Consider the following 21,690-nt stretch of genomic DNA (forward strand, 5'->3'; position numbering starts at 1 on the left):
ATTTTAATGTGAGTGTATAGAATGTGTAAAGATTCTGTAAATAATCAATTATTTGTAAAAATGTGTGATATATTTCTTCATGTTTATGAAAGATTATTTTATAACAATGAAAAATGGAGGCATTAACATGTTGAAAAAAGTTTTTGCAATGAGCACAACAGTTGTACTAGCAGCGGGATTATTAAGTGGCTGTGGAACGAAGGAATCAAGTGCAAGTAAAAATGAAGATACGAAAAAAGGGTATGTACCAAAGACTTTAAATGTTCAATTTGTTCCTTCTCAAAATGCAGATACGTTAGAGGCGAAGGCAAAACCATTGGAAAAGCTATTAAGTGATAAGTTAAATATTCCAGTAAAAGTTAGTATTTCAACGAATTACAATACAATTGTAGAAGCGATGGCATCTAAGCAAGTAGATGTAGGATTTTTACCCCCAACAGCGTATGTGCTAGCACATGAGAAAAAGGCTGCAAACGTAATTTTACAAGCACAACGTTTTGGAGTAGATGATGAAACGGGAGCTCCTACAAAGGATTTAGTAGACTTTTATAAATCTGAGTTTGTAGTTAAGAAAGATTCAAATATTAATAGTGTAAAAGATTTAAAAGGTAAAAAAATTGGTTATCAAGATGTAACGTCATCAGCGGGATATGTGTGGCCTGCGGCTGTACTATTAAAAGAGGGCGTTGATCCGTTAAAAGATGTGAAACCTGTTACATTAAAAGGTCACGATCAGTCGCTTATTGCGCTTTTAAATGGTGATGTAGATGCAGCTGTTGTATTCCAAGATGCTCGTAATATTGTGAAAAAAGATTATCCGAATATATTCGATCAAACGAAAATAGTGAAATTCACGGAGAAAATTCCAAACGATACGATTTCGGTACGCTCTGATTTAGATGAAGAGTGGAGCAAGAAATTACAGGATGCTTTCATTGAGATAGGAAAAAATGAAGAAGGTCATAAAATCATTAAAGAAGTATATTCACATGAAGGATATGTTAAATCTGATGATAGTAAATTTGATATCGTTCGTGAATATGGGAAGAAAGTAAAAACGCAATAATACATATGGAAATGGCAGCTAACTGGAAGGGATGTGTTTTCAGTTAGTTTGCCGTTTTGAATACATAGAAGGTAGGTAAGATTTGTGATAGAGTTTCGAAATGTCTCCAAAGTGTATCCGAATGGTACAAAAGGATTGAATAATATAAACTTAAAAGTTCAAAAAGGTGAGTTTGTTGTAATGGTAGGGCTATCCGGAGCTGGAAAGTCTACACTTCTCAGATCGGTAAATCGCCTTCATGAGATTACAGAAGGGGAAATCTTGGTTGAAGGTGAGTCTATTACTGCTGCGAAAGGAAAAGAATTACGCCGCATGCGCCGGGATATTGGTATGATTTTTCAAAGTTTTAATCTTGTAAAACGATCAACGGTATTGAAGAATGTATTAGCTGGGCGTGTTGGGTATCATTCGACATTGCGTACAACGTTAGGTCTATTTCCAAAAGAAGATTTGGAGCTTGCTTTTCAATCGTTAAAAAGGGTGAATATTTTAGAAAAAGCATATACGCGGGCTGATGAACTATCAGGAGGACAACAGCAACGTGTATCGATTGCTAGAGCATTGGCGCAAGAAGCGAAAATTATATTGGCAGACGAACCTGTTGCATCTTTGGATCCGCTGACAACAAAGCAAGTATTAGATGATTTGAAAAAAATTAATGAAGATTTTGGAATTACAACGATTGTAAACTTACATTCTATTGATTTAGCTAGGCAATATGCGACACGCATTATTGGACTACATGCAGGTGAAGTTGTTTTTGATGGTTTAGTAGAAGAGGCAACAGATGAAAAATTTGCTGAAATTTATGGAGACGTAGCGCAGAAAAGTGAATTATTAGAGGTGGCAGTTAAATGAATGATGTGACGATATATTCGAAATCGATACCGAAGCCACCGAGTAAATTGAAACATATGTTAACGGTTATTCTCGTTATTATATTGTTGTGGGGCAGTAGTGTGCAGGTCGACGCATCATTTTCAAAACTAGTAATCGGTTTTCCTAATATGATGGATTTATTGAAGGAAATGGTGCCACCCGATTGGAGTTATTTTAAAGTTATTACAACAGCAATGTTAGATACGATACGTATGGCGATTATTGGGACGACTTTAGGGGCGATTTTAGCCATTCCACTTGCATTATTTGCAGCAAGTAATGTATTTACTAACGTGTTTTTGTATAGTCCAGCGCGTTTGATTTTAAATTTTATACGGACGATACCAGATTTATTATTAGCGGCAATTTTTGTGGCGATTTTTGGAATAGGACCGCTTCCAGGTATTTTGGCTCTTACTTGTTTTTCGATTGGGCTCGTAGCGAAATTGTTATATGAGTCCATTGAAGCAATTGACCCTGGTCCGTTAGAAGCGATGACTGCTGTAGGAGCTAATAAGGTGCAGTGGATTGTTTATGGGGTAATTCCACAAGTGAAAGCGCATTTTGTCTCCTATGTACTTTATACATTTGAGGTGAATGTACGTGCAGCAGCTGTTTTAGGGTTAGTAGGAGCAGGTGGCATTGGATTGTATTATGATCGTACACTTGGATTTTTACAATATCAACAAACTGCTTCTATTATTATTTATACTCTTGTTGTTGTATTGTTAATTGATTATATAAGTACGTTGTTGCGGGAGAAATTATAATGAGTGAATCGACGATGATCATGCCAAAACGAAAGAAACCAAGTGTATATCGCTGGATTATTTTTATAGCCCTTGCAGTTATATATGTATGGGCCTTTTCAGGAGTTCCGTTAGAAGGAATAAAGAATACCGCAGGAGAAATTACAAAGGCAATTATGACAGGGGTATTGAACCCAGATTGGTCGTATGTATCTTTGCCAGATGGAGAAGATTTATTACATGGTTTAATTGATACGTTGGCTATTGCAATATTAGGTACATTTATTTCCGCTTTTTTATCTATACCATTTGCTTTTTGGGCAGCAACAAATATGAGTAGTGGAAAATTAACTTCAGGAACTGGGAAATTTGTACTTAGTTTTGTCCGTACATTTCCCGAATTAGTAATGGCACTTTTATTTATAAAAGCTGTCGGTCCAGGTTCTTTCGCGGGCGTACTAGCTTTAGGGTTACATTCTATCGGGATGTTAGGGAAACTGTATGCAGAAGGAATTGAAAATATTGATAAGGGACCGACGGAAGCGTTAATAGCAACAGGCGCAAATCGGTTTCAAATACTTTGGTATGCAGTATTGCCACAAGTATTACCGGATTTTCTATCGTATACGTTATACAGGTTCGAAATTAATGTACGATCTGCTGCCATTTTAGGTGTTATTGGAGCAGGTGGTATCGGGACACCATTAATTTTTGCACTGAGTTCACGCAACTGGTCTCGTGTAGGGATTATTTTATTGGGTATCATTTTAATGGTAATTATCATTGATTTAATTTCAAGTTCGATTCGGAAGAAAATTGTATGATTTATAAAAGAAGCACCTATAAAAGGTGCTTCTTTTATATAATGAGAATAAACAATGTGGATATTATTGGATAGTAGGAGGGGTCTTTTGGCTTTACAGCATGAATTTGTATTTGTTTCATTTGAAAAAAAGGGATTGGATCTTGAAGGTGTGAATTGGATTGAAGATTGTTTCTCGTATAAAGAAGAGGCGACGATAGAGGAATATGTTGTATTAAGTGATGAGCTAATTGTGTATCTATTAGATTTTACCCCACATTAACGGGCAGTAAGACTCCCACCTCAAAATTCTGCTGGAGCAAAGAAGTTAGGTGGGAGATCAACTGCCCGTAAACGTCCGATTGGTTCAACTAATAATCAGTGGGGATGCCCCCACTGATTAAAGTTTCACTTTACCCATTGGATTCCGGTCTATTATCCAGCGAAAAGAGCAGAAGGGTTTGGCATTCATTATTATGGTATTACAAAAATTGAACAACAAGGGGCAGTGATAGCAGAACAGTTATTTTGTTCGCTAGTTAGCATGTTTTCTTTAGCGCCAGAAACAATCGAACTGACAGGGCGGTTTCAATGGGAAAATGATAGTAAGACTGATGGAGAATATGAAAGATACGTATTTGATCGAGATAAATTATGCCAAGATTTAAAGTCTTTTATTCGTTTGCTTAGGAGAGTGAAAAATGGGGAAGGATATATTTTGCATTATGGAATTTGAAAATGATGAATAAATATACAGATAATTCTCTTTCTTTTTAAAATAAAAATAATGAAAAAGTATGTCATATTGAATGCCCATACATTCCCGAAATCATTGATTGTTTTATAAAAAACCAAAAAAATATCAACATATTTGTCGATACATGTTGTATAATCTTGCGTGGGAAGCTATCATATAAATGTATAAAACGTTTACTAATATAAGCGAAGGGAAGAATAGCATGTCACATTCAATCGAACAACTTTCTATCAACACGATTCGCACATTATCCATCGATGCGATTGAAAAAGCAAACTCTGGTCACCCAGGAATGCCAATGGGTGCAGCACCAATGGCTTATACATTATGGACTCAATTTATGAAACACAATCCAAATAACCCAACGTGGTTTAACCGTGATCGTTTCGTATTATCTGCAGGTCATGGTTCAATGTTATTATACAGCCTACTTCACCTATCTGGTTATGATGTAACAATGGATGACTTAAAGAACTTCCGTCAATGGGGAAGCAAAACTCCAGGACATCCTGAGTACGGTCATACAGCAGGGGTAGACGCAACTACTGGTCCACTTGGACAAGGTATTGCAACTGCTGTAGGTATGGCAATGGCTGAAAGACATTTAGCTGCTAAATATAACCGTGATGCGTATAATGTAGTAGATCATTATACATACGCTATTTGTGGTGATGGAGATTTAATGGAAGGCGTTTCTGCTGAAGCATCTTCATTAGCTGCTCATTTACAATTAGGTCGTCTTGTTGTGCTTTACGATTCAAATGATATTTCATTAGATGGCGATTTAAATCGTTCATTCTCTGAAAGTGTAGAAGATCGTTACAAAGCATACGGATGGCAAGTAATCCGTGTTGAGGATGGAAACGATATTGAAGCTATCGCAAAAGCAATTGAAGAAGCGAAAGCTGACGAAAAACGCCCAACGCTAATTGAAGTAAGAACGACAATTGGTTTCGGTTCTCCAAACAAATCAGGTAAATCAGCTTCACATGGTTCTCCACTTGGTGTAGACGAAACAAAATTAACGAAAGAAGCATATGCTTGGACTGCTGAGCAAGACTTCCATGTAGCAGAAGAAGTATATGACAACTTCCGTAAAACAGTACAAGATGTTGGTGAAACGGCGCAAGCAGAGTGGAATACGATGCTAGGTGAATATGCACAAGCATACCCAGAATTAGCAAACGAATTACAAGCAGCAATGAACGGTCTTCTTCCAGAAGGTTGGGAGCAAAAATTACCAACTTATGAATTAGGATCAAAAGCAGCAACTCGTAATTCTTCAGGTGCTGTAATTAATGCAATTGCAGAGTCTGTACCATCATTCTTCGGTGGGTCTGCTGACCTTGCTGGTTCTAACAAAACATACATGAATAACGAAAAAGACTTTACAAGAGATGATTACAGCGGTAAAAATATTTGGTACGGTGTACGTGAGTTCGCAATGGGTGCAGCAATGAACGGTATTGCACTACATGGCGGTTTAAAAACTTACGGTGGTACGTTCTTCGTATTCTCTGACTACTTACGTCCAGCAATTCGTCTTGCAGCATTAATGCAATTGCCAGTAACGTATGTATTCACACACGACAGTATCGCTGTTGGTGAAGATGGTCCAACACATGAACCAATCGAGCAATTAGCAGCGCTACGTGCAATGCCAAATGTATCTGTTATTCGTCCAGCTGATGGTAACGAATCTGTTGCAGCTTGGAGACTAGCTCTAGAATCTACAAATAAACCTACTGCTTTAGTATTAACTCGTCAAGACCTTCCAACATTAGAAGGTGCAAAAGAGGATACGTATGAAAAAGTAGCAAAAGGTGCATATGTAGTTTCTACAAGCAAGAAAGAAACAGCTGATGTAATCTTACTTGCAACTGGATCTGAAGTAAGTCTAGCTATTGAAGCACAAAAAGCTCTAGCAGTAGACGGCATTGACGCATCTGTTGTCAGCATGCCATCTATGGATCGCTTTGAAGCTCAAACTGCTGAGTACAAAGAATCTGTATTACCAAAAGCAGTAACAAAACGTTTCGCAATCGAAATGGGTGCTACATTCGGATGGCACCGTTACGTAGGTCTTGAAGGAGATGTGTTAGGTATCGATACATTCGGTGCTTCTGCTCCTGGTGAGAAGATTATGGAAGAGTATGGATTTACTGTAGAGAACGTTGTTCGTAAAGTAAAAGAAATGCTTTAATGATTTTAGAAAAATCTCTCCGGCATGGAGAGATTTTTCTATGTAAATGAGTTTTTTCGACAGAAAAAGTTTTTTATCTCTCCGCAGTCAGACAATCATTGCAAAATTTCTTCTATATAATGAAGAGAAAAGGTTGTCCAGATTGGGAGGCGAAAGATGAAAACGTATGAATTGTATTTAATTCAAGAGGATATTGCGAAAGCTTACTTTGGTCGTGAATATTTGTTTTTTGATTTATTTGCTCGATTTTCAGAATCTGGGTCCCTTTCGGAGAAAAAAGTGTTATATAAACAAATGATGTATATAACGATGCCATTACAAGTAATGAAAATTCATCATAAATTAGAACAGGCTTTGCGCGTTCTTGGTAAATATGATCGAACACATCATACACATACACTTTATACAGGAGCGGAATACGGCGAAATAATGGTGAAACCGCACTATATTCGCATGAATACCTCTGGAAACGTTTCTATGGAAACGACTTTCTTTGAGGTGTTAAGAAAGTGTGAATTAACATTTTTAGCTATGGATTATGAAAATACAAAGTACGGATGGCTGAATCCTTTAAAACAAGTACGAACATATGTGTAAAAAATGTCGAATTCTATCTTGTCTTATTGAAAAGGTTTTAGTACACTGTAAGGTAGACAACATGAAGGAGGAAAATATATGCCAATTTGGTTAGGTATTCTAGTGGGCGTAGTAGCACTAGTAGCAGGCGTGGCGTTAGGATTTTTCATTGCCCGCAAATACATGATGAACTACTTAGAAAAAAATCCACCAATTAATGAACAAATGTTAAAAATGATGATGATGCAAATGGGACAAAAACCTTCCCAAAAGAAAATCAATCAAATGATGAGCGCGATGAACAAGCAACAAACAAAATAAGCGCTAAAGGGCACTCGATAAGAGTGCCCTTTCCTATTGGATTTTAAAAGCGTTTAAAACTTTTAAAAATTCTGTATTTTTGGTAAACTGAAAACATCGCTCATTTTAAGGGAGGAGGAGAAGAATGAAGGTATTTATTAATTTAGCGTGGTTTTTTAAACAAGAAAAACGAGCGTACATAATCGGAATTATTATGTTATTTGGTGTCGCGCTTCTTGAACTTGTAGCCCCGAAAGTACTAGGTATTGTAGTAGATGAAATTAATAATGGAACATTAACATCTGAAAAATTGTTGAAGTGGGTTATTCTGTTAGTAATTGTAGGGATTACTATGTACATACTACGTTATTTATGGCGTATTATGATTTTTGGATCTTCGTTAAAACTAGCCCGTCAATTACGAAAGAATCTATATGAGCATTTTACAAAGATGAGCCCGTCTTTCTATCAATCACGTCGTACGGGCGATTTGATGGCACATGCGACTAATGATATTCAGGCGATTCAACAAACTGCTGGATCGGGCGTTTTAACGCTTGTTGACTCATTAGCGGTTGGGGGATGTGTACTCGTAGCAATGGGCTTTACAATTAGTTGGAAGTTAACATTGTTAAGCTTAATTCCAATGCCGATTGTAGCGATTTCGACAAATTATTATGGAACGTTATTACATAAACGGTTTCATAAAGCACAGCAATCGTTTTCGGAAATCAATGATAAAGTACAAGAGAGTATGAGTGGGATGAAGGTAATTCGATCACTTGGACAAGAGAAAGAAGATTTACAAGCATTTCGAAAAAAGTCAGAAGATGTCGTACATAAAAATATGTTAGTCGCACGTATTGATTCGTTGTTTGATCCGACAATCTCTCTTATCGTTGGATTTTCTTTTTTAATTGCAGTATGTTACGGGTCAGTATTAGTTGTGAGAGGTGAATTAACTGTTGGCGATCTTGTTACATTTACAACGTATTTAGGTACCCTCGTTTGGCCAATGTTAGCGTTTGGATGGTTGTTCAACATTATGGAGCGTGGGCGTGCTTCGTATGACCGTGTAGAAAAAATTCTCTCGCAAAAATCAGATGTAGTAAATAGAGAAGATGCTGTGCATACAATAGCAAGCGGTGATGTTACATTTGCGGTCGATTCATTTTCATATAAGAAAAAAGAAGTGTTACAGCTAGTGGATGTTCACTTTGATTTAAAGAAGGGTGAGACACTAGGAGTTGTCGGACGTACGGGTGCAGGGAAAACGACGTTATTAAAATGCTTAATCCGTGAGTATGATCATTTTAATGGTGAATTAAAAGTTGGGGAGCGGGATATTCGCGATGTAACACTTTATGGTGTCCGTTCTGCCATTTCATACGTGCCGCAAGACCATTTTTTATTTTCAGCGAGTATTGGGGAGAATATTGCCTTTGGAAAGGCGGATGCTACATATAATGAAATTACCCGCGCTGCAGAGATTGCTTGTATTCATAATGATATCCTCCAATTTTCAGAAGGGTATGAAACAGTAGTAGGAGAAAGAGGCGTTTCGTTATCTGGAGGCCAAAAACAGAGAATCTCTATTGCCCGTGCTTTATTAACGGATGCGGAAATTTTAATTTTGGATGATTGTTTATCAGCGGTAGATGCAAAAACAGAAGAAACGATTTTAAACGCATTAAAGAGGGAAAGAGCAGGAAAAACAACGATTATTACTGCTCATCGTTTAAGTGCAATTCAACATGCCAATCTTATACTTGTTGTGGATGAAGGCAGAATTGTGCAACGAGGTACACATGAGCAATTAATGGAAGAAAACGGTTGGTATAAAGAAATGTATGAGAGCCAGCAGTTAGAAGCATTAGTCGAGAAAGGAGGCGTATGATGACCGAGAAGAAGCGGAGTGATTTAAGTAGATTGCTTTCTTATATGAAGCCGTATAAAGGGTTGCTATCTTTAGCATTTATCTTTTTAGTTGGTGCAACTGTAACTGAAATGATGGGTCCTTTTTTAATTAAACAATTTCTTGATGAACACTTAGTACCACGTAACTTTGATCAATCAGCACTTGTTACTCTATTTGTAGTGTATCTTATTGCTCACTTATTAAAAGTAATATTTACTTATTTAGACTTGTTGTATTTTCAAAATATTGCTTTTAAAATTGTTCAAGATATGCGTGTTGAAGTATATGATCATGTTCAAAAGTTGTCATTAAGTTTCTTTGATCGTACGCCGATTGGTACGCTCGTATCGCGCATAACGAATGATACGGAAGCTATTAAAGATTTTTATGTCAGTGTATTATCCACATTTGTCAAAAACGTAGTCTTTTTAATAGGTATTTTAGTAGCGATGTTTTTATTAAATGTAAAACTAGCCCTATTTTCCCTCGTATTAATTCCGATAATGTTTGCGATTATGGTGCTATATCGCCGGAAAAGTGCAGCCTTTTATTTAGAAGTACGTAATCAATTAAGCGTGTTAAATGCAAAGTTAAATGAGTCCATTCAAGGAATGAATATTGTTCAAGTGTTCAGACAAGAAAAGCGTATGAGAAAAGAGTTTGAAGAAGTGAATAATAAACATTATAGTGCAGGGCGGCGGACGTTAAAGTTAGACGCGTTACTTTTACGTCCAGCAACTGATTTAGTTCATATTGTGGCTATTGCGTTAGTACTTGGTTTATTTGGAATTGATGCTTTGAAGAGTCCTGTTGAAGTAGGAGTTCTATATGCATTTGTTAACTATATACATCGTTTCTTCCAGCCTGTAAATGAGATGATGATGAAATTATCATTTTTCCAACAGGCACTTGTTTCATCATCACGTGTATTTCATTTAATGGATGAGAAAGATTTAGCGCCAGTTCAACAAGGGGATGGAAATCCTCAAGTCGTTAATGGAGATATTGAATTTAAAAATGTTACTTTTTCTTATGATGGGAAACGTGATGTTTTAAAAAATGTATCTTTTCACGTGAAACAAGGGCAAACAGTTGCTTTCGTTGGGCACACTGGTAGCGGAAAAAGTACCATTATGAATTTGTTAATGCGATTTTATAATATTAAGTCCGGAAATATTGTAATAGATGGTGTAGATTTAGAGAAATTTAAAGAAGGAGAAATTAGAAAGAAAATAGGACTCGTATTGCAAGATGCATTTTTATTTGCGGGAAATGTAAAACAAAATATTCGTATGTATAATGAAGAAATTACGGATGAAGAAGTAAAAGAAGCGGCACAATTTGTGCAAGCGAATACGTTTATTGAAAAATTACCAGAGCAGTATGAAACGGAAGTAGTAGAAAGAGGAGCTGCATTTTCTAGTGGTCAACGACAATTAATTGCTTTTGCTAGAACGATAGCAACGAATCCGAAAGTATTAGTATTGGATGAAGCAACAGCTAATATTGATACAGAAACAGAAGATGCGATTCAAACAGCCTTACAGCAAATGAGAAAAGGGAGAACGACTATAGCAATTGCGCACAGATTATCTACAATTCAAGATGCAGATCAAATCTTTGTTATGCATGATGGAGAAATAGTAGAAAGAGGAACACATCAAGAATTACTGAGTGAGCAAGGGTTGTATTATAATATGTATTTACTGCAAAATAAAGGAAGTTTACAAAAAGCCTTGTAATTACAAGGCTTTTTATTTTGCATATAAAATATGTTGACGCTTTATATCTATAGTATAAACGTCGTGACCCTTTATAAAAGTTGTACATATTGTATGTATACGAAATGAAAAAATTTGATAGGAGCTTTCATATGCAAGATAGGTCTAGTTCAAATGTTACGTTTATCGATGTGTCTCATTGGGAAGGAAGTATTGATTGGAATGCTGTGAAGGCATCAGGTATTCAAGCGGCGTATGCAAAAGCGACAGAAGGTGTGAATTACATTGATCCGACTTTTGTTCAAAATGTACAGGCTGCAAAAAATGCAAATGTATTGATTGGTGCATATCATTTTGCGCATCCAGAACAAAATGATGCAATTTCAGAAGCAAAATATTTTGTGAGTATATTACAAAGCAATCAGACAGACTTAATTCCAGTTCTAGATTTAGAATCACCAACAGATCCGAGTAATAGTAATTTGACAGGTACCGCTATATCTAATTGGGCAAGAAGTTTTATAGATTATGTGAAACAAGCTACTGGAAAAAATGTCATGCTATATACAGGTGTTTGGTATATTAATGAGTTTGGGATTAGTGGATTAAGTGATATTCCACTTTGGATTTCTAGATATTCTAGTACACCGCCTGCTGATGCTGGTGGATGGACAGAGTGGACAGCATGGCAATACACAGATTCTGGTCAAATTTCAGGTGTAGGAAATTGTGACGTATCAGCAGCCGTCTCGATAGAAGCTTTACAAGGGAGCGGAGCAAGTGGTGGAAATGTTTCACCTCCTACTAATGCTACTGCAGTTTACGGTGTTGCTGTCATTAATGGTGATAATGTAAATTTACGGAGTGGACCATCTTTACAATCTAGTGTAATCCGTCAGCTAAATCGTGGCGAATCATATGAAGTTTTGAGTGAACAAGGTAGCTGGCTTGCTTTAGGTGGAAACGAATGGATATACGATGATTCAAGTTATGTTCAGTATAAACATTATGTGGCGACTATTACTGGTGATAATGTGAATCTGCGGGATGCTCCATCATTAAATGGAAATGTTATAAGACAATTACATCATGGTGAGGCATATCGAGTATGGTGTAAGCAAGATGGATGGCTTGGTCTAGGTGGAAATCAATGGATATACGATGATTCAAGTTATATTCATTATGGTGTACAATAAAATGAACGCAGAAGGTATCTCGCCTGAGATGCCTTTTATTATAAATATGTAATTTTTACAAAGTGTATATTGAAAGCATAGTATAATATAATGTATATTTATAAAAAATAAAATAAAGGAGTAAAAATATGGATTATGTGCTAATAGGTGTTGTTTTAATATTATTAGCTGTAGTATTCGTGCTGTTCTATAAAAATAAACAGCTAGAATCAGAGAGTCAGCAAGTAGAATTTGAAAAGAAACAAGCAATTGAAACGTATGAAAACGAAATTGCAGCTACGGTTACAGAGCATAAAGAACAACAAAATACATTGAAAAATATGGAACAGAAGAAATACAATGATTTACAAATAAGTGCAGCTAGAGAACTTGAAAATATGCGTATGATGAAGAATCAATTAGCTATGCAACATAGTAAAGAACGTAGTGAAATGCAAGATAAACATAGTAACGAAATACATATGTTTCAAAAGTTAATTGCAAATTTGCGAGAGTATACGAAAAATGGAGCTGAAGTGAATACACACGAAACATTACATTATATGAAGCGAGGCTTCGTAGAACAAGGCATAATACTAGATAATGAATTTCATATTATGCCGAATGTTTTTATTGGAAATCAGCACGGAGGAAATGATTTTCGAATTCATCATCTTGTCTTAAGTAAAACGGGTATGTATCTACTTGAGACGAAAGAATGGACAGGGAAATTAATTCATGGCTTAACGAAAGGAAATGCTAGTATATATTCATTTATGATTGATGAAATTGGCAAGTATCAACAAGAAGTAGAGAAAGAAGAGACGTTTGAATGCATTACAGGTGAAGATTCATTAACGATACAAGTGAAAAATGAAGGGAATCCAGTATATAGAGCGAAAGAACTATCTCATATTCTATACAATTGTTTGAATGAAATACAGGTTGATATTGTTAAAGAAAACGTAAAACCGATTGTATATTTTTATAATGAAAGTGGGAAAGAAGTGCTAGATCTTTCTGAAGAAAAAACGCCGAGATTAAAAGATAGAGAGCAAATTGTAACGTTCTTCAGAAATGAGATCTTAACAGGGAAAGTAATATATACAGATCAAGAGTTAGAAAAACTTCGAGAAATCATTAACCGAATGAATTATAAAAGGAATTAAAAAGGGGTGGGATTTCTGAGTTCTATATTGAGGGGTATTTTGTATGTTTATGTTTGTTTGTATATACTAATGTATTTTGCGTTTATTTACATTATCGATATAGCTCATACGTCATTAAGTGTAAAGAGTATGTTTGTAGTAATCATGCCATTTGCTTTATTAATCATGATTCAAAAATCTATCTTATATGTTTCTAAAAATCGTAATGAAGAAAAGAAGCAAATGTCGGGAGTATTAATAGTAGCACTCATTCCGTTAATGGTGTGCACTGCGCAATTAAGTATGAATACATACACTTCTAAGTTTAATCAAGATCGGTGGTTACATGCTGAAGATAAACGGGTACATATGGTAGATGATCTATTACAAAAATATAAATTAACAGGGAAATCAAATGAAGAAATTACACAATTATTAGGAACGCCTACTGAAACGAGAAATGGAGAAAGCGGGGTTATCACTTCGTACTATCTTGGAAATGAACGTGGCTTTATTCCAATAGATAGTGAACAGCTTGTTTTACAATTTGATAGAGATGGTAGAGTTATGAAATATGAGGTGCTAAGAGACTAAATAAATTTAGAGAGAAGCTATATGTTATAGCTTCTTTTTTATTTTTCAATATGTTACGGAAGGGAGAGAAGGATTTTGAGTGGAATAAGGAATGAAAGTGGAGGTGATGCATATATATAGATGCATTGGGTTGTTTTTATCTCGCTATTTGCGGGCGATAAGATTCTCACTTCAAAGTTTCACTTTATCATATTGTATAAATGAAAAGGAGGTAAGACGGTGAAAGCAATCCCGACTGATGTCCTGAGTAAAGAATTAATGGAAAGAGAAGGAGTTATATCTATTACAGTAAAAGAATTTGAAAAGATAGAAGTAGCTGGAGTAGTAGTCGCTGGCCCTGCGGTTATTTTGATTAATCAAGATTAAGTACATATTATTGAAATAAAAAGCATCCATCTAGGATGCTTTTTATTTGTATGCAAGGAAGAATATGATGGATAATTGCTTTACTGGAGGGAAAGTCTGTGGCAATTATTATAACGATGTTAGTAATGGGTATTTTATTAGGATTTGTTGGAGCTGGGGGAGCCGGTTTTATTATCGCGATGCTCACTTTAATATTCCATATTCCTATTCACGTTGCGCTCGCAACGTCTTTAACTGCAATGGCATTTACGACATTATCTGGGGTTATAAGTCATTACAGGGAAGGAAATGTTGTGCTTATTATAGGCGGGATTGTTGGTGGGTTTGGCGCGATTGGTTCTTATATCGGTTCTAAGTTCGGTGCTCTTATACCAGCGCATCTTCTTCATTGGTTTACAGCGGGTATGCTATTTTTATCGGCAATTTTTATGTTTATTAAATTAATTAAGTTTCAAAATAGGGAAGAATTACTTTTAGTAGAAGTTAAAAAATTTTCAAAAGAAAACATGATAAAATGTATATGTCTAGGATTAGTCACTGGAATGATGGCCGGTTCATTCGGGATTGGTTCTGCACCGTTTATTCAACTTGGATTAATGGTTCTATTAGGACTAACGATTCAGCAATCTGTAGGAACAACAATGCTTGTTATATTGCCGATTGCGATTGGAGGTGGGCTAGGATATAGTTCAGAAGGGTATCTAGATTATATATTGTTATTGCAAGTATTAATTGGGACGATGTTAGGAGCGTATATCGGGGCGAAGTTTACAAATTATGCACCACGTATGCTTTTGAAGTTTTCAATGATTATGACACCCGTTTTAGCTGGATGTATGTTATTGATGGAATAAAAATAATATAGCAAACTAATATGTTTTACGAATGAATTATGTAAGTAATTCATATTTCCCATATAAAAGGATTTGCTTTAATATAATGAGTGTAAAGTTCGAGTATTCGAAGTACTACTTGAATTATATCCCTATCCCTTTTCTAAAAATGCGAACAAGTTTTGCCCTATTCTATTCAATATTTAATTGCATAGAAATATATTGTTCGATGACCATTGTGGAACGTACATAATGGGAAAATCCCGATCCTTAAAGAGGATGCCCCTAATCTTCATGTGAAAATATGATCGGATAAGAAAGCTGACCAATTTATGGTCGGCTTTCTTTTTTTTCAAAAGCTATTTCTTCTTTAATTTCTGTTTGCAATAATAAAGCTTTTCCAAAACGACGTTTACATTCCGCACGCACTTTTTCAATGGCTAGTAGCTGAGTAGTGGCGGGAACTGTTACGATAGCTTGGCGAGGTGTTCGATTTTCTTCACAAAAGACACATTCCACAACATATTTAGAAATCATATTTTCATCCTTCCGTTTTTAATTTCTAAGAAGGGATTGTCTATGAAGTTGATGTAAGTTTTCGTCATCGTTTTCCTTTTTTCCTCTTTTTTCAAGGGGAAAATAATAAGGAAGACGAATAGTAGTAGGGGAGGGATGTATATGGAAAGATGGATAGGTTGTGCAGCAGTATGTGTAAATGAAAGAAATGAAGTTCTAATGGTGTTACAAGGAAAAGAAGGGGAAGAAAAAAGGTGGTCTGTTCCAAGTGGCGGGCTTGAAAAGGGAGAAACACTAGAAGAATGTTGTATTCGAGAAGTTTGGGAAGAAACAGGTTACAATGTGGAAGTTGTAAATAAAATATACGAAAAAGAAGGTATTACATACGGAGTTCCTGTATACGTTCATTATTATCTCGTTAAAAAAATAGGTGGTAGTATGGAAATCCAAGATCCTGATGAGTTAATACATGAAATTGCTTGGAAAAGGATAGATGAAATGAAGGAATTAACGCTATCTTTCCCGGAGGATTATGAGATTTTAAATAAATATATAAATAAAAAAGCGAGTGTTTAAACACTTGCTTTTTTAATGTATCCACGATAAGAAAAGTGGAACGATAACTAAACTAGCTCCTGCTGTTAAAAGCATAGATAAACTCGCAATCGTGCCTTCTACAGGGCCGATTTCGAATGCTTTTGATGTACCGGTTCCATTAGCACTCGTACCTAACATAATACCTTTTGCGAGCGCTGTTTTAATACGGCATATACGTATGAGAGAAGGTCCGAGCAATGCTCCTGTTAACGCAGTTAAAACAACAAATACCGCTGTTAATTGTGACATGCCACCAATCATCTCTGAAATAGCCATTGCAATTGGTGTCGTCACAATATGAGGTGCTAAACTATGCTCTAACGATGAATCAATTTGAAAATAATTTGCTAGTAGTGCTGAAGTAATAACTGATAAAAACGAACCGACAATGACATTAAGTAAGATAGCTAGTCCATGTTTTTTCAATAAATCAAAGTATTTATAGATTGGCCATGCAAAAGCAACTGTTGCAGGCTTTAACAATTCTGTTAACCATTGACCACCTGTTTCATATGTTTCATAAGGTGTGTCTAGTCCGAGCAATAAAGCAATTAAAATAATAGGGCAGACGAGAAGAGGAGAAAGTAAGCTCCAATTCCAGCGTTGATACATTTTCTTCGATATCCAATATGTGAATAGTGTTAATAGCAAACAAAGAAAGCCGATCATTGTGTTGATCCTTTCCGCTTTAGTAGCAATTCTGTTAAGAGTCCTGTAACGAGAGTGACACAAAGTGTACTAATCATAATAATTAAAATGAGATCGATTCCATATTGTGATAGTGTATCTTTGTAACGTATGACAGCGACTGCAGAAGGAATGAAAAATAAAATAAGTTCTTTTAATAAAAAGTCTGCTCCGTCCTGTATCCACTCTTTTTTCACTAGGTTAAATTTTAATGAAATTAACAATAAAAAAATACCGATTATACTTCCTGGAACTGGGAGGTGTGCCTGTTTTGCAATCCATTCACCTGTCCAAGCGAAACAAAATAATAATAAAATTTGTCCGCTTAATTTCCACCATTTCATACAGTAACCACCTCTTTCTTTTTTTACATAAAAACTGTAAAAAAGAATTAACAATTTCTACTATACGTTCATTCAAAAAGTTTGTCTAATATATAAATTATATGTTATTAATATATTAGACGTATTAATTGAAATTGAAAAGGGTGTCCAAAATGGAATTACGGCATTTGCAATATTTTGTTGTAGTGGCAGAAGAGTTACACTTTGGACGAGCAGCTGCTCGTTTACAAATGACACAACCACCACTTAGTCAACAAATTCAGCAATTAGAAAAAGAAATGGGAGTTATGTTATTTTCAAGAACGAAGAGAAAAGTTGAATTAACAGAAGCTGGAGAAATGTTTTTAAAAGAAGTAAAAAAAGCGTTCGAACAAATTGATAAAGCAGTAGAAGTTGCACAAAGTGCCCAAAGGGGAGAAGTGGGCTCTCTTTCAATTGGTTTTGTAGGTGCGGCGATATATGATATTTTACCATCAATCGTAAGGGAGTATAGAAAAAAATTTCCGAGAGTGTCTGTTGCATTACATGAACTGTCAACGCCAGATCAGGTGCATGCACTTCACGATAACCGTATTGATATTGGCTTTTTACGTCCGCCAATTCCAACGCAATTACTAGAGTTAGAACCAATTCAAAAGCTTTCTTGTACGTTATGTTTACCGAAGGCACATCCACTTGCTGAAAAGGATGAAATACATATTGAAGATTTAAGAGACGAACCGTTCGTATTTATTACGAGACCGGTATGGCCAGCGTTATACGATACAATTTTATCGCTTTGCCGCGACGTAGGATTTAGTCCACACATTGTACAAGAAGCAACGGAATATCAAACAGTTATGGGACTTGTAGCAGCAGGAATCGGAATTACGGTAATACCTGTATCGGCAAATAAATTGTATAAAACAGAAGTTGTATATAAAGAGTTATGTGATTCTAATTTTGTTGCAGAAATGTCAGTAGCCTATAAAAAAATGAATAGCAATCCAGAGCTTTTAGAGTTTTTAAAAATTGCAAGAGAGAAGAAAAGAATAGAAGTAGAGGAGGAGTAATAGTAGTAACGGTTTAATTCAGATGTATAAAATTACACTTTGTTAAACAATAAAGCGGAAATGCACTTAAATTGCATTTCCGCTTTATTTTTCTTTTTTTAGCTCGATACTAAATAGATAAACGTGTTCATTTTCTTTTAAGATGAGGTCAACACCTGTTTCTTCATCAATTGTAGGGACGCTTACAGTTTCTTTACTTGATTGGATTACAGCAGCCAAAATTGTTTTCTGATTGTATCTTAAACTTTTTACAGATTGAATTGTAGTAGTTGCAGAACTATTTACGCTTGGTGGTTCATCTTCAGGAACAAGCGTGGAACCACCGTCAATATGAATATACCATTGACCTTTTTCGTGTATATTGTTGTTAAATTGGAGATTTGGTGCTATGAAAGAAAGTTTTATTTTCTGTTCTACAAAATATGATGCAGCTATGTTCGCGATTTCTTTTACTTTTTTACCATTTTGATAATATTCAATTTTAGCCTGAAGTTCATCTTTATTATTTTTGATTGTAACATCATAAAACATTCTATTTCCTTCACCTATAGGAGTCATTTGTAAAATGTCAGATTGCTATTTTGTTAACTTATGTGGTTTAACAGTGGAGCCTTCACTATTTTTTAATGGATTACAACTAGTGAAAAGTAATAAAGAAAGAATAAACAGCAATTTCACACGCATATAACCCCTCCTTTTTACAATTATAGTATATAAATGTAATTTTAACCGTTTTATTTTTCTAGGACTAAAGGCTTAGAAAAGATTCAGATTGTAGTGCGATGTTTAAAATGTCATATTTTTATACACTAGTAGTATAGAATGCGTATGTTATAAGGTAGGGGAAGAAATTTATGTCTTTATGTCGGTTAGCGAGAAAAAATATAAGAACATTTGCTGCCAAAAGGATGAAGCAATTTATATGGATTGCTACGAGTACTATGATTTTGTTTTTTATGACATCACTCCAATTTAATGAAGTAGCTACTAGGGAATTAGGGGCTATACTTTTATTTCAAGTATGTTTTTACACGCTGTTTATCGTATTCATTTGCATATGTATTTTTACTACATATAAAATAACATTTTCTCTTCTGCAAGTGAGGAGAGAAGAATTAAAATCTTATGTAGCAGAGAATAGGAACAGAAATGAAGTACTATGTTTATTATGTCAGGAGCAATTATTCATTTATGGAGCAGCTTTTATTTTCGGTTTAGTTCATGGAATGTTATTTTTGAAATTATTCACGATTATCTTTATGAAAATAGTAGGCATACAGGGAATAAATAGTGCACCAATTACTATATATGCGGTAGTAGTCGTTAGTATAGTTATGATGGTTATCGTCCTATTATCGATGATACAATGTTTTCGATTTGTTCAAAGTTTACAAGATAAAAATTCGTTCCATTTCAAGGGAAAGGCATGAGAAATCATGCTTTTTTCTATTTTACACATAAAAATAATCATGTTACAGTGAAAAGACCTGACAAAGAATGGGAAAGAAAGGTTGTATAGAATGACAAATGAACAATCAATTGTAAAAGTGGAGCGGTTGACGAAGAAAGTCGGTTCAAAGACACTTGTACAAAATATTAGTTTTGAAGTGAAAAAAGGCGAGGTTGTTGGTTTACTCGGACCAAACGGTGCTGGAAAAACGACTTTAATGAGAATGATGGTCGGTATGATCCGTATGACAGAAGGTGAAGTGTGGATTGATGGTCAATCTGTGAAACAGCAATTTGAAAAAACTGCCGCGAAAATTGGGGCGGTAATTGAGACGCCGGAGTTTTATCCTTTTTTGAGTGGATATGAAAATTTAACATATTTCGGACGAATGAATGGTAATGTGACAGAAGAACGTATTGATGAAGTAGTGCAATTGTTAGGGATGGGACAAGTAATTGATCGTAAAGTAAAAGCATATTCACTCGGTATGAGACAACGTTTAGGAATTGCTCAGGCGCTTATTCACGATCCAGATGTATTAATACTAGATGAACCAACGAATGGATTAGACCCTAGTGGTATACATGAAATGAGAATGTACATAAAGAAAATTGCACATGAACAAGGAAAAGCGGTACTTGTATCTAGTCATTTACTTTCAGAAGTTGAATTAATGTGTGACAGAGTTATTATTATTCAGCACGGAGAATATGTGGCGACGCAAAATATTCAGCATAATCAAAGCGAAGAGATGGAGACAATCCGTATACGTGTAGATGATGCGAATAAAGCGGCAGAAATGTTAGAACAAGATGTTTTAATAAAAGGTAATGATCTACTTATTCATGTAAAAGATGAAGAAATCCCAAATGTTATTCGAACATTGCTTGAGAAAAATATTCAAGTTTATCGTGTATATGAAGAAAGAAAGACGTTAGAAGAGCAATTTCTAGAATTAACAGGGGGAAAAGATATTGTTTAATTTAGTATATAACGAACTGTATAAAATATTTAAGCGAAAGCGAACGATTATTCCATTTGCAGTTATTGCAGTATTAATAATTGGATTAGGGTGGGTTACGGTCAAGTATTTAGAACCGGAAACAAAAGGATGGAAAGCCGATTATACAGAACGAACTGTAGAAATAGAGAAAAAGCTAGGCATGAAAAAAGAAGCTATTTTAGCAGAACAATCTGGGGACGAGCTTGTAAAGGAATATCAGCTTAAGATGAAGCATTTAGATACAGATACAGCACCGGCAAGCAGTTCTCCACTTTCTTTCATGAGAGATACAGGTTTTATCGTATTTCCAATATTGCTCCCATTTATCCTCGTGTATGCAAGTACAATTTTTGCGAATGAATATAGCTGGGGAACATATAAATTTTTAACGATCCGTCCGGCGAGTCGATTTAAAATTCTAACAGCAAAATTTTTAGCAATTGTAATATTTGCAGCGTTATTGTTTCTATTTAATATGATTTTCTCCACTTTATGTGGACTTGTTATTTATAAATTCCAACAGCCTGCATGGAGCGAGCTTATTTTCCAAGATGGAAATATTATAAAACAAAATATTTTTGTGGAGGCTAGTAAGTATTATATTTTATCGTGGTTGCCGACCATTGTGTACGCAGCGTTTGCATTTATGATTTCTGTATTAACAAGATCTAGTGGGGGCGCGATTGGTATTTCACTATTTCTTGCTTTATCAGGAAATATTGCATTATTAGCAGCAACTAGATATGATTGGGCGAAATATTTATTACCAGCAAACACAGATTTATACAGTATTGCAAAGAATGGAAGTTTTATTGATGGGGTAACATTCCCGTTTGCTTCATGTATGTTATTACTTTATTTATTTGTATTTTTAAGCATTTCCTATACAGTATTTTTAAAACGCGATTTAACTTAATAAGAAAAGCCGTTAAGTGCACTTCACACCCTTAACGG

The 21,690-nt window shown here is 35.3% G+C and carries 23 protein-coding genes and 2 pseudogenes; 21 read left to right on the top strand and 4 right to left on the bottom strand.

What is annotated here, in order from left to right; all coding sequences use genetic code 11:
- Positions 1-127 precede the first annotated feature (127 nt).
- From QCI44_RS09480 to QCI44_RS09555, 16 genes and pseudogenes are all read left to right on the top strand, one after another.
- Entirely contained in the window at positions 128-1,066 is a 939-nt protein-coding gene (locus tag QCI44_RS09480; RefSeq protein ID WP_000915052.1) for a phosphate/phosphite/phosphonate ABC transporter substrate-binding protein, read from the top strand.
- Positions 1,067-1,150: 84 nt separating this feature from the next.
- Positions 1,151-1,924, top strand: coding sequence for a phosphonate ABC transporter ATP-binding protein (phnC, locus tag QCI44_RS09485; protein ID WP_016086755.1), 774 nt, complete (start codon positions 1,151-1,153; stop codon positions 1,922-1,924).
- A complete protein-coding gene (gene phnE / locus QCI44_RS09490; RefSeq protein ID WP_088084125.1) occupies positions 1,921-2,715 on the top strand; it encodes a phosphonate ABC transporter, permease protein PhnE in 795 nt (264 codons plus the stop codon). The genes phnC and phnE (QCI44_RS09490) overlap by 4 nt, the downstream gene beginning before the upstream one ends.
- Positions 2,715-3,518, top strand: coding sequence for a phosphonate ABC transporter, permease protein PhnE (phnE, locus tag QCI44_RS09495; protein ID WP_016086757.1), 804 nt, complete (start codon positions 2,715-2,717; stop codon positions 3,516-3,518). The genes phnE (QCI44_RS09490) and phnE (QCI44_RS09495) overlap by 1 nt, the downstream gene beginning before the upstream one ends.
- A gap of 87 nt (positions 3,519-3,605) precedes the next feature.
- Entirely contained in the window at positions 3,606-3,779 is a 174-nt protein-coding gene (locus QCI44_RS09500; RefSeq protein ID WP_016086758.1) for a hypothetical protein, read from the top strand.
- A gap of 129 nt (positions 3,780-3,908) precedes the next feature.
- Positions 3,909-4,232, top strand: a pseudogene (locus QCI44_RS09505) (coproporphyrinogen III oxidase); the annotation flags it as partial.
- 223 nt (positions 4,233-4,455) lie between these two features.
- On the top strand, positions 4,456-6,456 hold the full coding sequence (tkt, locus tag QCI44_RS09510; protein ID WP_016086759.1) for a transketolase: 2,001 nt from the start codon (positions 4,456-4,458) through the stop codon (positions 6,454-6,456).
- Positions 6,457-6,612: 156 nt separating this feature from the next.
- Entirely contained in the window at positions 6,613-7,053 is a 441-nt protein-coding gene (sirA, locus tag QCI44_RS09515) for a sporulation inhibitor of replication protein SirA (RefSeq protein WP_000860645.1), read from the top strand.
- Between the two features lie 78 nt (positions 7,054-7,131).
- Positions 7,132-7,353 (top strand): YneF family protein, encoded by a 222-nt coding sequence (locus tag QCI44_RS09520; RefSeq protein WP_001123315.1) that lies wholly within the window; start codon positions 7,132-7,134, stop codon positions 7,351-7,353.
- Positions 7,354-7,477: 124 nt separating this feature from the next.
- Complete coding sequence (locus QCI44_RS09525; protein WP_098986561.1) at positions 7,478-9,229, top strand: ABC transporter ATP-binding protein; 1,752 nt, start codon at positions 7,478-7,480, stop codon at positions 9,227-9,229.
- Positions 9,229-10,992 carry an ABC transporter ATP-binding protein gene (locus tag QCI44_RS09530; protein ID WP_016086761.1) on the top strand — a complete coding sequence of 588 codons (1,764 nt, stop codon included), beginning with the start codon at positions 9,229-9,231 and terminating at the stop codon, positions 10,990-10,992. The genes QCI44_RS09525 and QCI44_RS09530 overlap by 1 nt, the downstream gene beginning before the upstream one ends.
- Before the next feature lie 131 nt (positions 10,993-11,123).
- The gene (locus QCI44_RS09535; RefSeq protein ID WP_016086762.1) at positions 11,124-12,167 is read left to right on the top strand and encodes a GH25 family lysozyme; all 1,044 of its coding nucleotides are present in this window, start codon (positions 11,124-11,126) and stop codon (positions 12,165-12,167) included.
- A 128-nt stretch (positions 12,168-12,295) separates the two neighbouring features.
- Positions 12,296-13,315: a nuclease-related domain-containing protein gene (locus tag QCI44_RS09540; protein ID WP_016135170.1), complete on the top strand. Its 1,020-nt coding sequence runs from the start codon at positions 12,296-12,298 to the stop codon at positions 13,313-13,315.
- Positions 13,316-13,321: 6 nt separating this feature from the next.
- A complete protein-coding gene (locus QCI44_RS09545; protein WP_016135169.1) occupies positions 13,322-13,888 on the top strand; it encodes a hypothetical protein in 567 nt (188 codons plus the stop codon).
- Positions 13,889-14,107: 219 nt separating this feature from the next.
- Positions 14,108-14,254, top strand: coding sequence for a BC1881 family protein (locus QCI44_RS09550; protein WP_000644411.1), 147 nt, complete (start codon positions 14,108-14,110; stop codon positions 14,252-14,254).
- 98 nt (positions 14,255-14,352) lie between these two features.
- The gene (locus QCI44_RS09555; RefSeq protein ID WP_098986559.1) at positions 14,353-15,108 is read left to right on the top strand and encodes a sulfite exporter TauE/SafE family protein; all 756 of its coding nucleotides are present in this window, start codon (positions 14,353-14,355) and stop codon (positions 15,106-15,108) included.
- 309 nt (positions 15,109-15,417) lie between these two features.
- Here the strand turns inward: QCI44_RS09555 and QCI44_RS09560 are convergent, their stop codons facing one another.
- Positions 15,418-15,624, bottom strand: coding sequence for a DUF3903 domain-containing protein (locus QCI44_RS09560; RefSeq protein WP_016086766.1), 207 nt, complete (start codon positions 15,622-15,624; stop codon positions 15,418-15,420).
- A gap of 141 nt (positions 15,625-15,765) precedes the next feature.
- Here QCI44_RS09560 and QCI44_RS09565 point away from each other — a divergent pair, with 141 nt between their 5' ends.
- The gene (locus QCI44_RS09565) at positions 15,766-16,179 is read left to right on the top strand and encodes an NUDIX hydrolase (RefSeq protein WP_016086767.1); all 414 of its coding nucleotides are present in this window, start codon (positions 15,766-15,768) and stop codon (positions 16,177-16,179) included.
- A gap of 12 nt (positions 16,180-16,191) precedes the next feature.
- On the opposite strand, the gene QCI44_RS09570 is transcribed toward QCI44_RS09565, so the two are convergent.
- Together QCI44_RS09570 and QCI44_RS09575 are read right to left on the bottom strand one after the other, a co-directional pair.
- The gene (locus QCI44_RS09570) at positions 16,192-16,869 is read right to left on the bottom strand and encodes an LrgB family protein (RefSeq protein ID WP_016086768.1); all 678 of its coding nucleotides are present in this window, start codon (positions 16,867-16,869) and stop codon (positions 16,192-16,194) included.
- Entirely contained in the window at positions 16,866-17,231 is a 366-nt protein-coding gene (locus QCI44_RS09575; RefSeq protein WP_000872363.1) for a CidA/LrgA family holin-like protein, read from the bottom strand. The genes QCI44_RS09570 and QCI44_RS09575 overlap by 4 nt, the downstream gene beginning before the upstream one ends.
- Before the next feature lie 152 nt (positions 17,232-17,383).
- Between QCI44_RS09575 and alsR the strand changes: the two genes are divergently transcribed.
- A complete protein-coding gene (gene alsR / locus QCI44_RS09580) occupies positions 17,384-18,283 on the top strand; it encodes an acetoin biosynthesis transcriptional regulator AlsR (protein WP_088084120.1) in 900 nt (299 codons plus the stop codon).
- 84 nt (positions 18,284-18,367) lie between these two features.
- Here the strand turns inward: alsR and QCI44_RS09585 are convergent.
- A pseudogene (locus QCI44_RS09585) lies at positions 18,368-18,967 on the bottom strand (histidine kinase).
- Positions 18,968-19,137: 170 nt separating this feature from the next.
- Here QCI44_RS09585 and QCI44_RS09590 point away from each other — a divergent pair.
- The 3 genes from QCI44_RS09590 (at position 19,138) to QCI44_RS09600 (ending at position 21,652) form a co-directional block, all read left to right on the top strand.
- The gene (locus QCI44_RS09590; RefSeq protein ID WP_088084118.1) at positions 19,138-19,713 is read left to right on the top strand and encodes an ABC transporter permease; all 576 of its coding nucleotides are present in this window, start codon (positions 19,138-19,140) and stop codon (positions 19,711-19,713) included.
- 90 nt (positions 19,714-19,803) lie between these two features.
- The gene (locus QCI44_RS09595) at positions 19,804-20,715 is read left to right on the top strand and encodes an ABC transporter ATP-binding protein (protein ID WP_016086773.1); all 912 of its coding nucleotides are present in this window, start codon (positions 19,804-19,806) and stop codon (positions 20,713-20,715) included.
- Entirely contained in the window at positions 20,708-21,652 is a 945-nt protein-coding gene (locus QCI44_RS09600) for an ABC transporter permease (RefSeq protein ID WP_088084117.1), read from the top strand. Before QCI44_RS09595 ends, QCI44_RS09600 begins: the two co-directional genes overlap by 8 nt.
- The last annotated feature ends 38 nt before the right edge of the window (positions 21,653-21,690 follow it).

The organism is Bacillus cereus group sp. RP37 (genome assembly GCF_040459695.1).
Lineage (GTDB): Bacteria > Bacillota > Bacilli > Bacillales > Bacillaceae_G > Bacillus_A.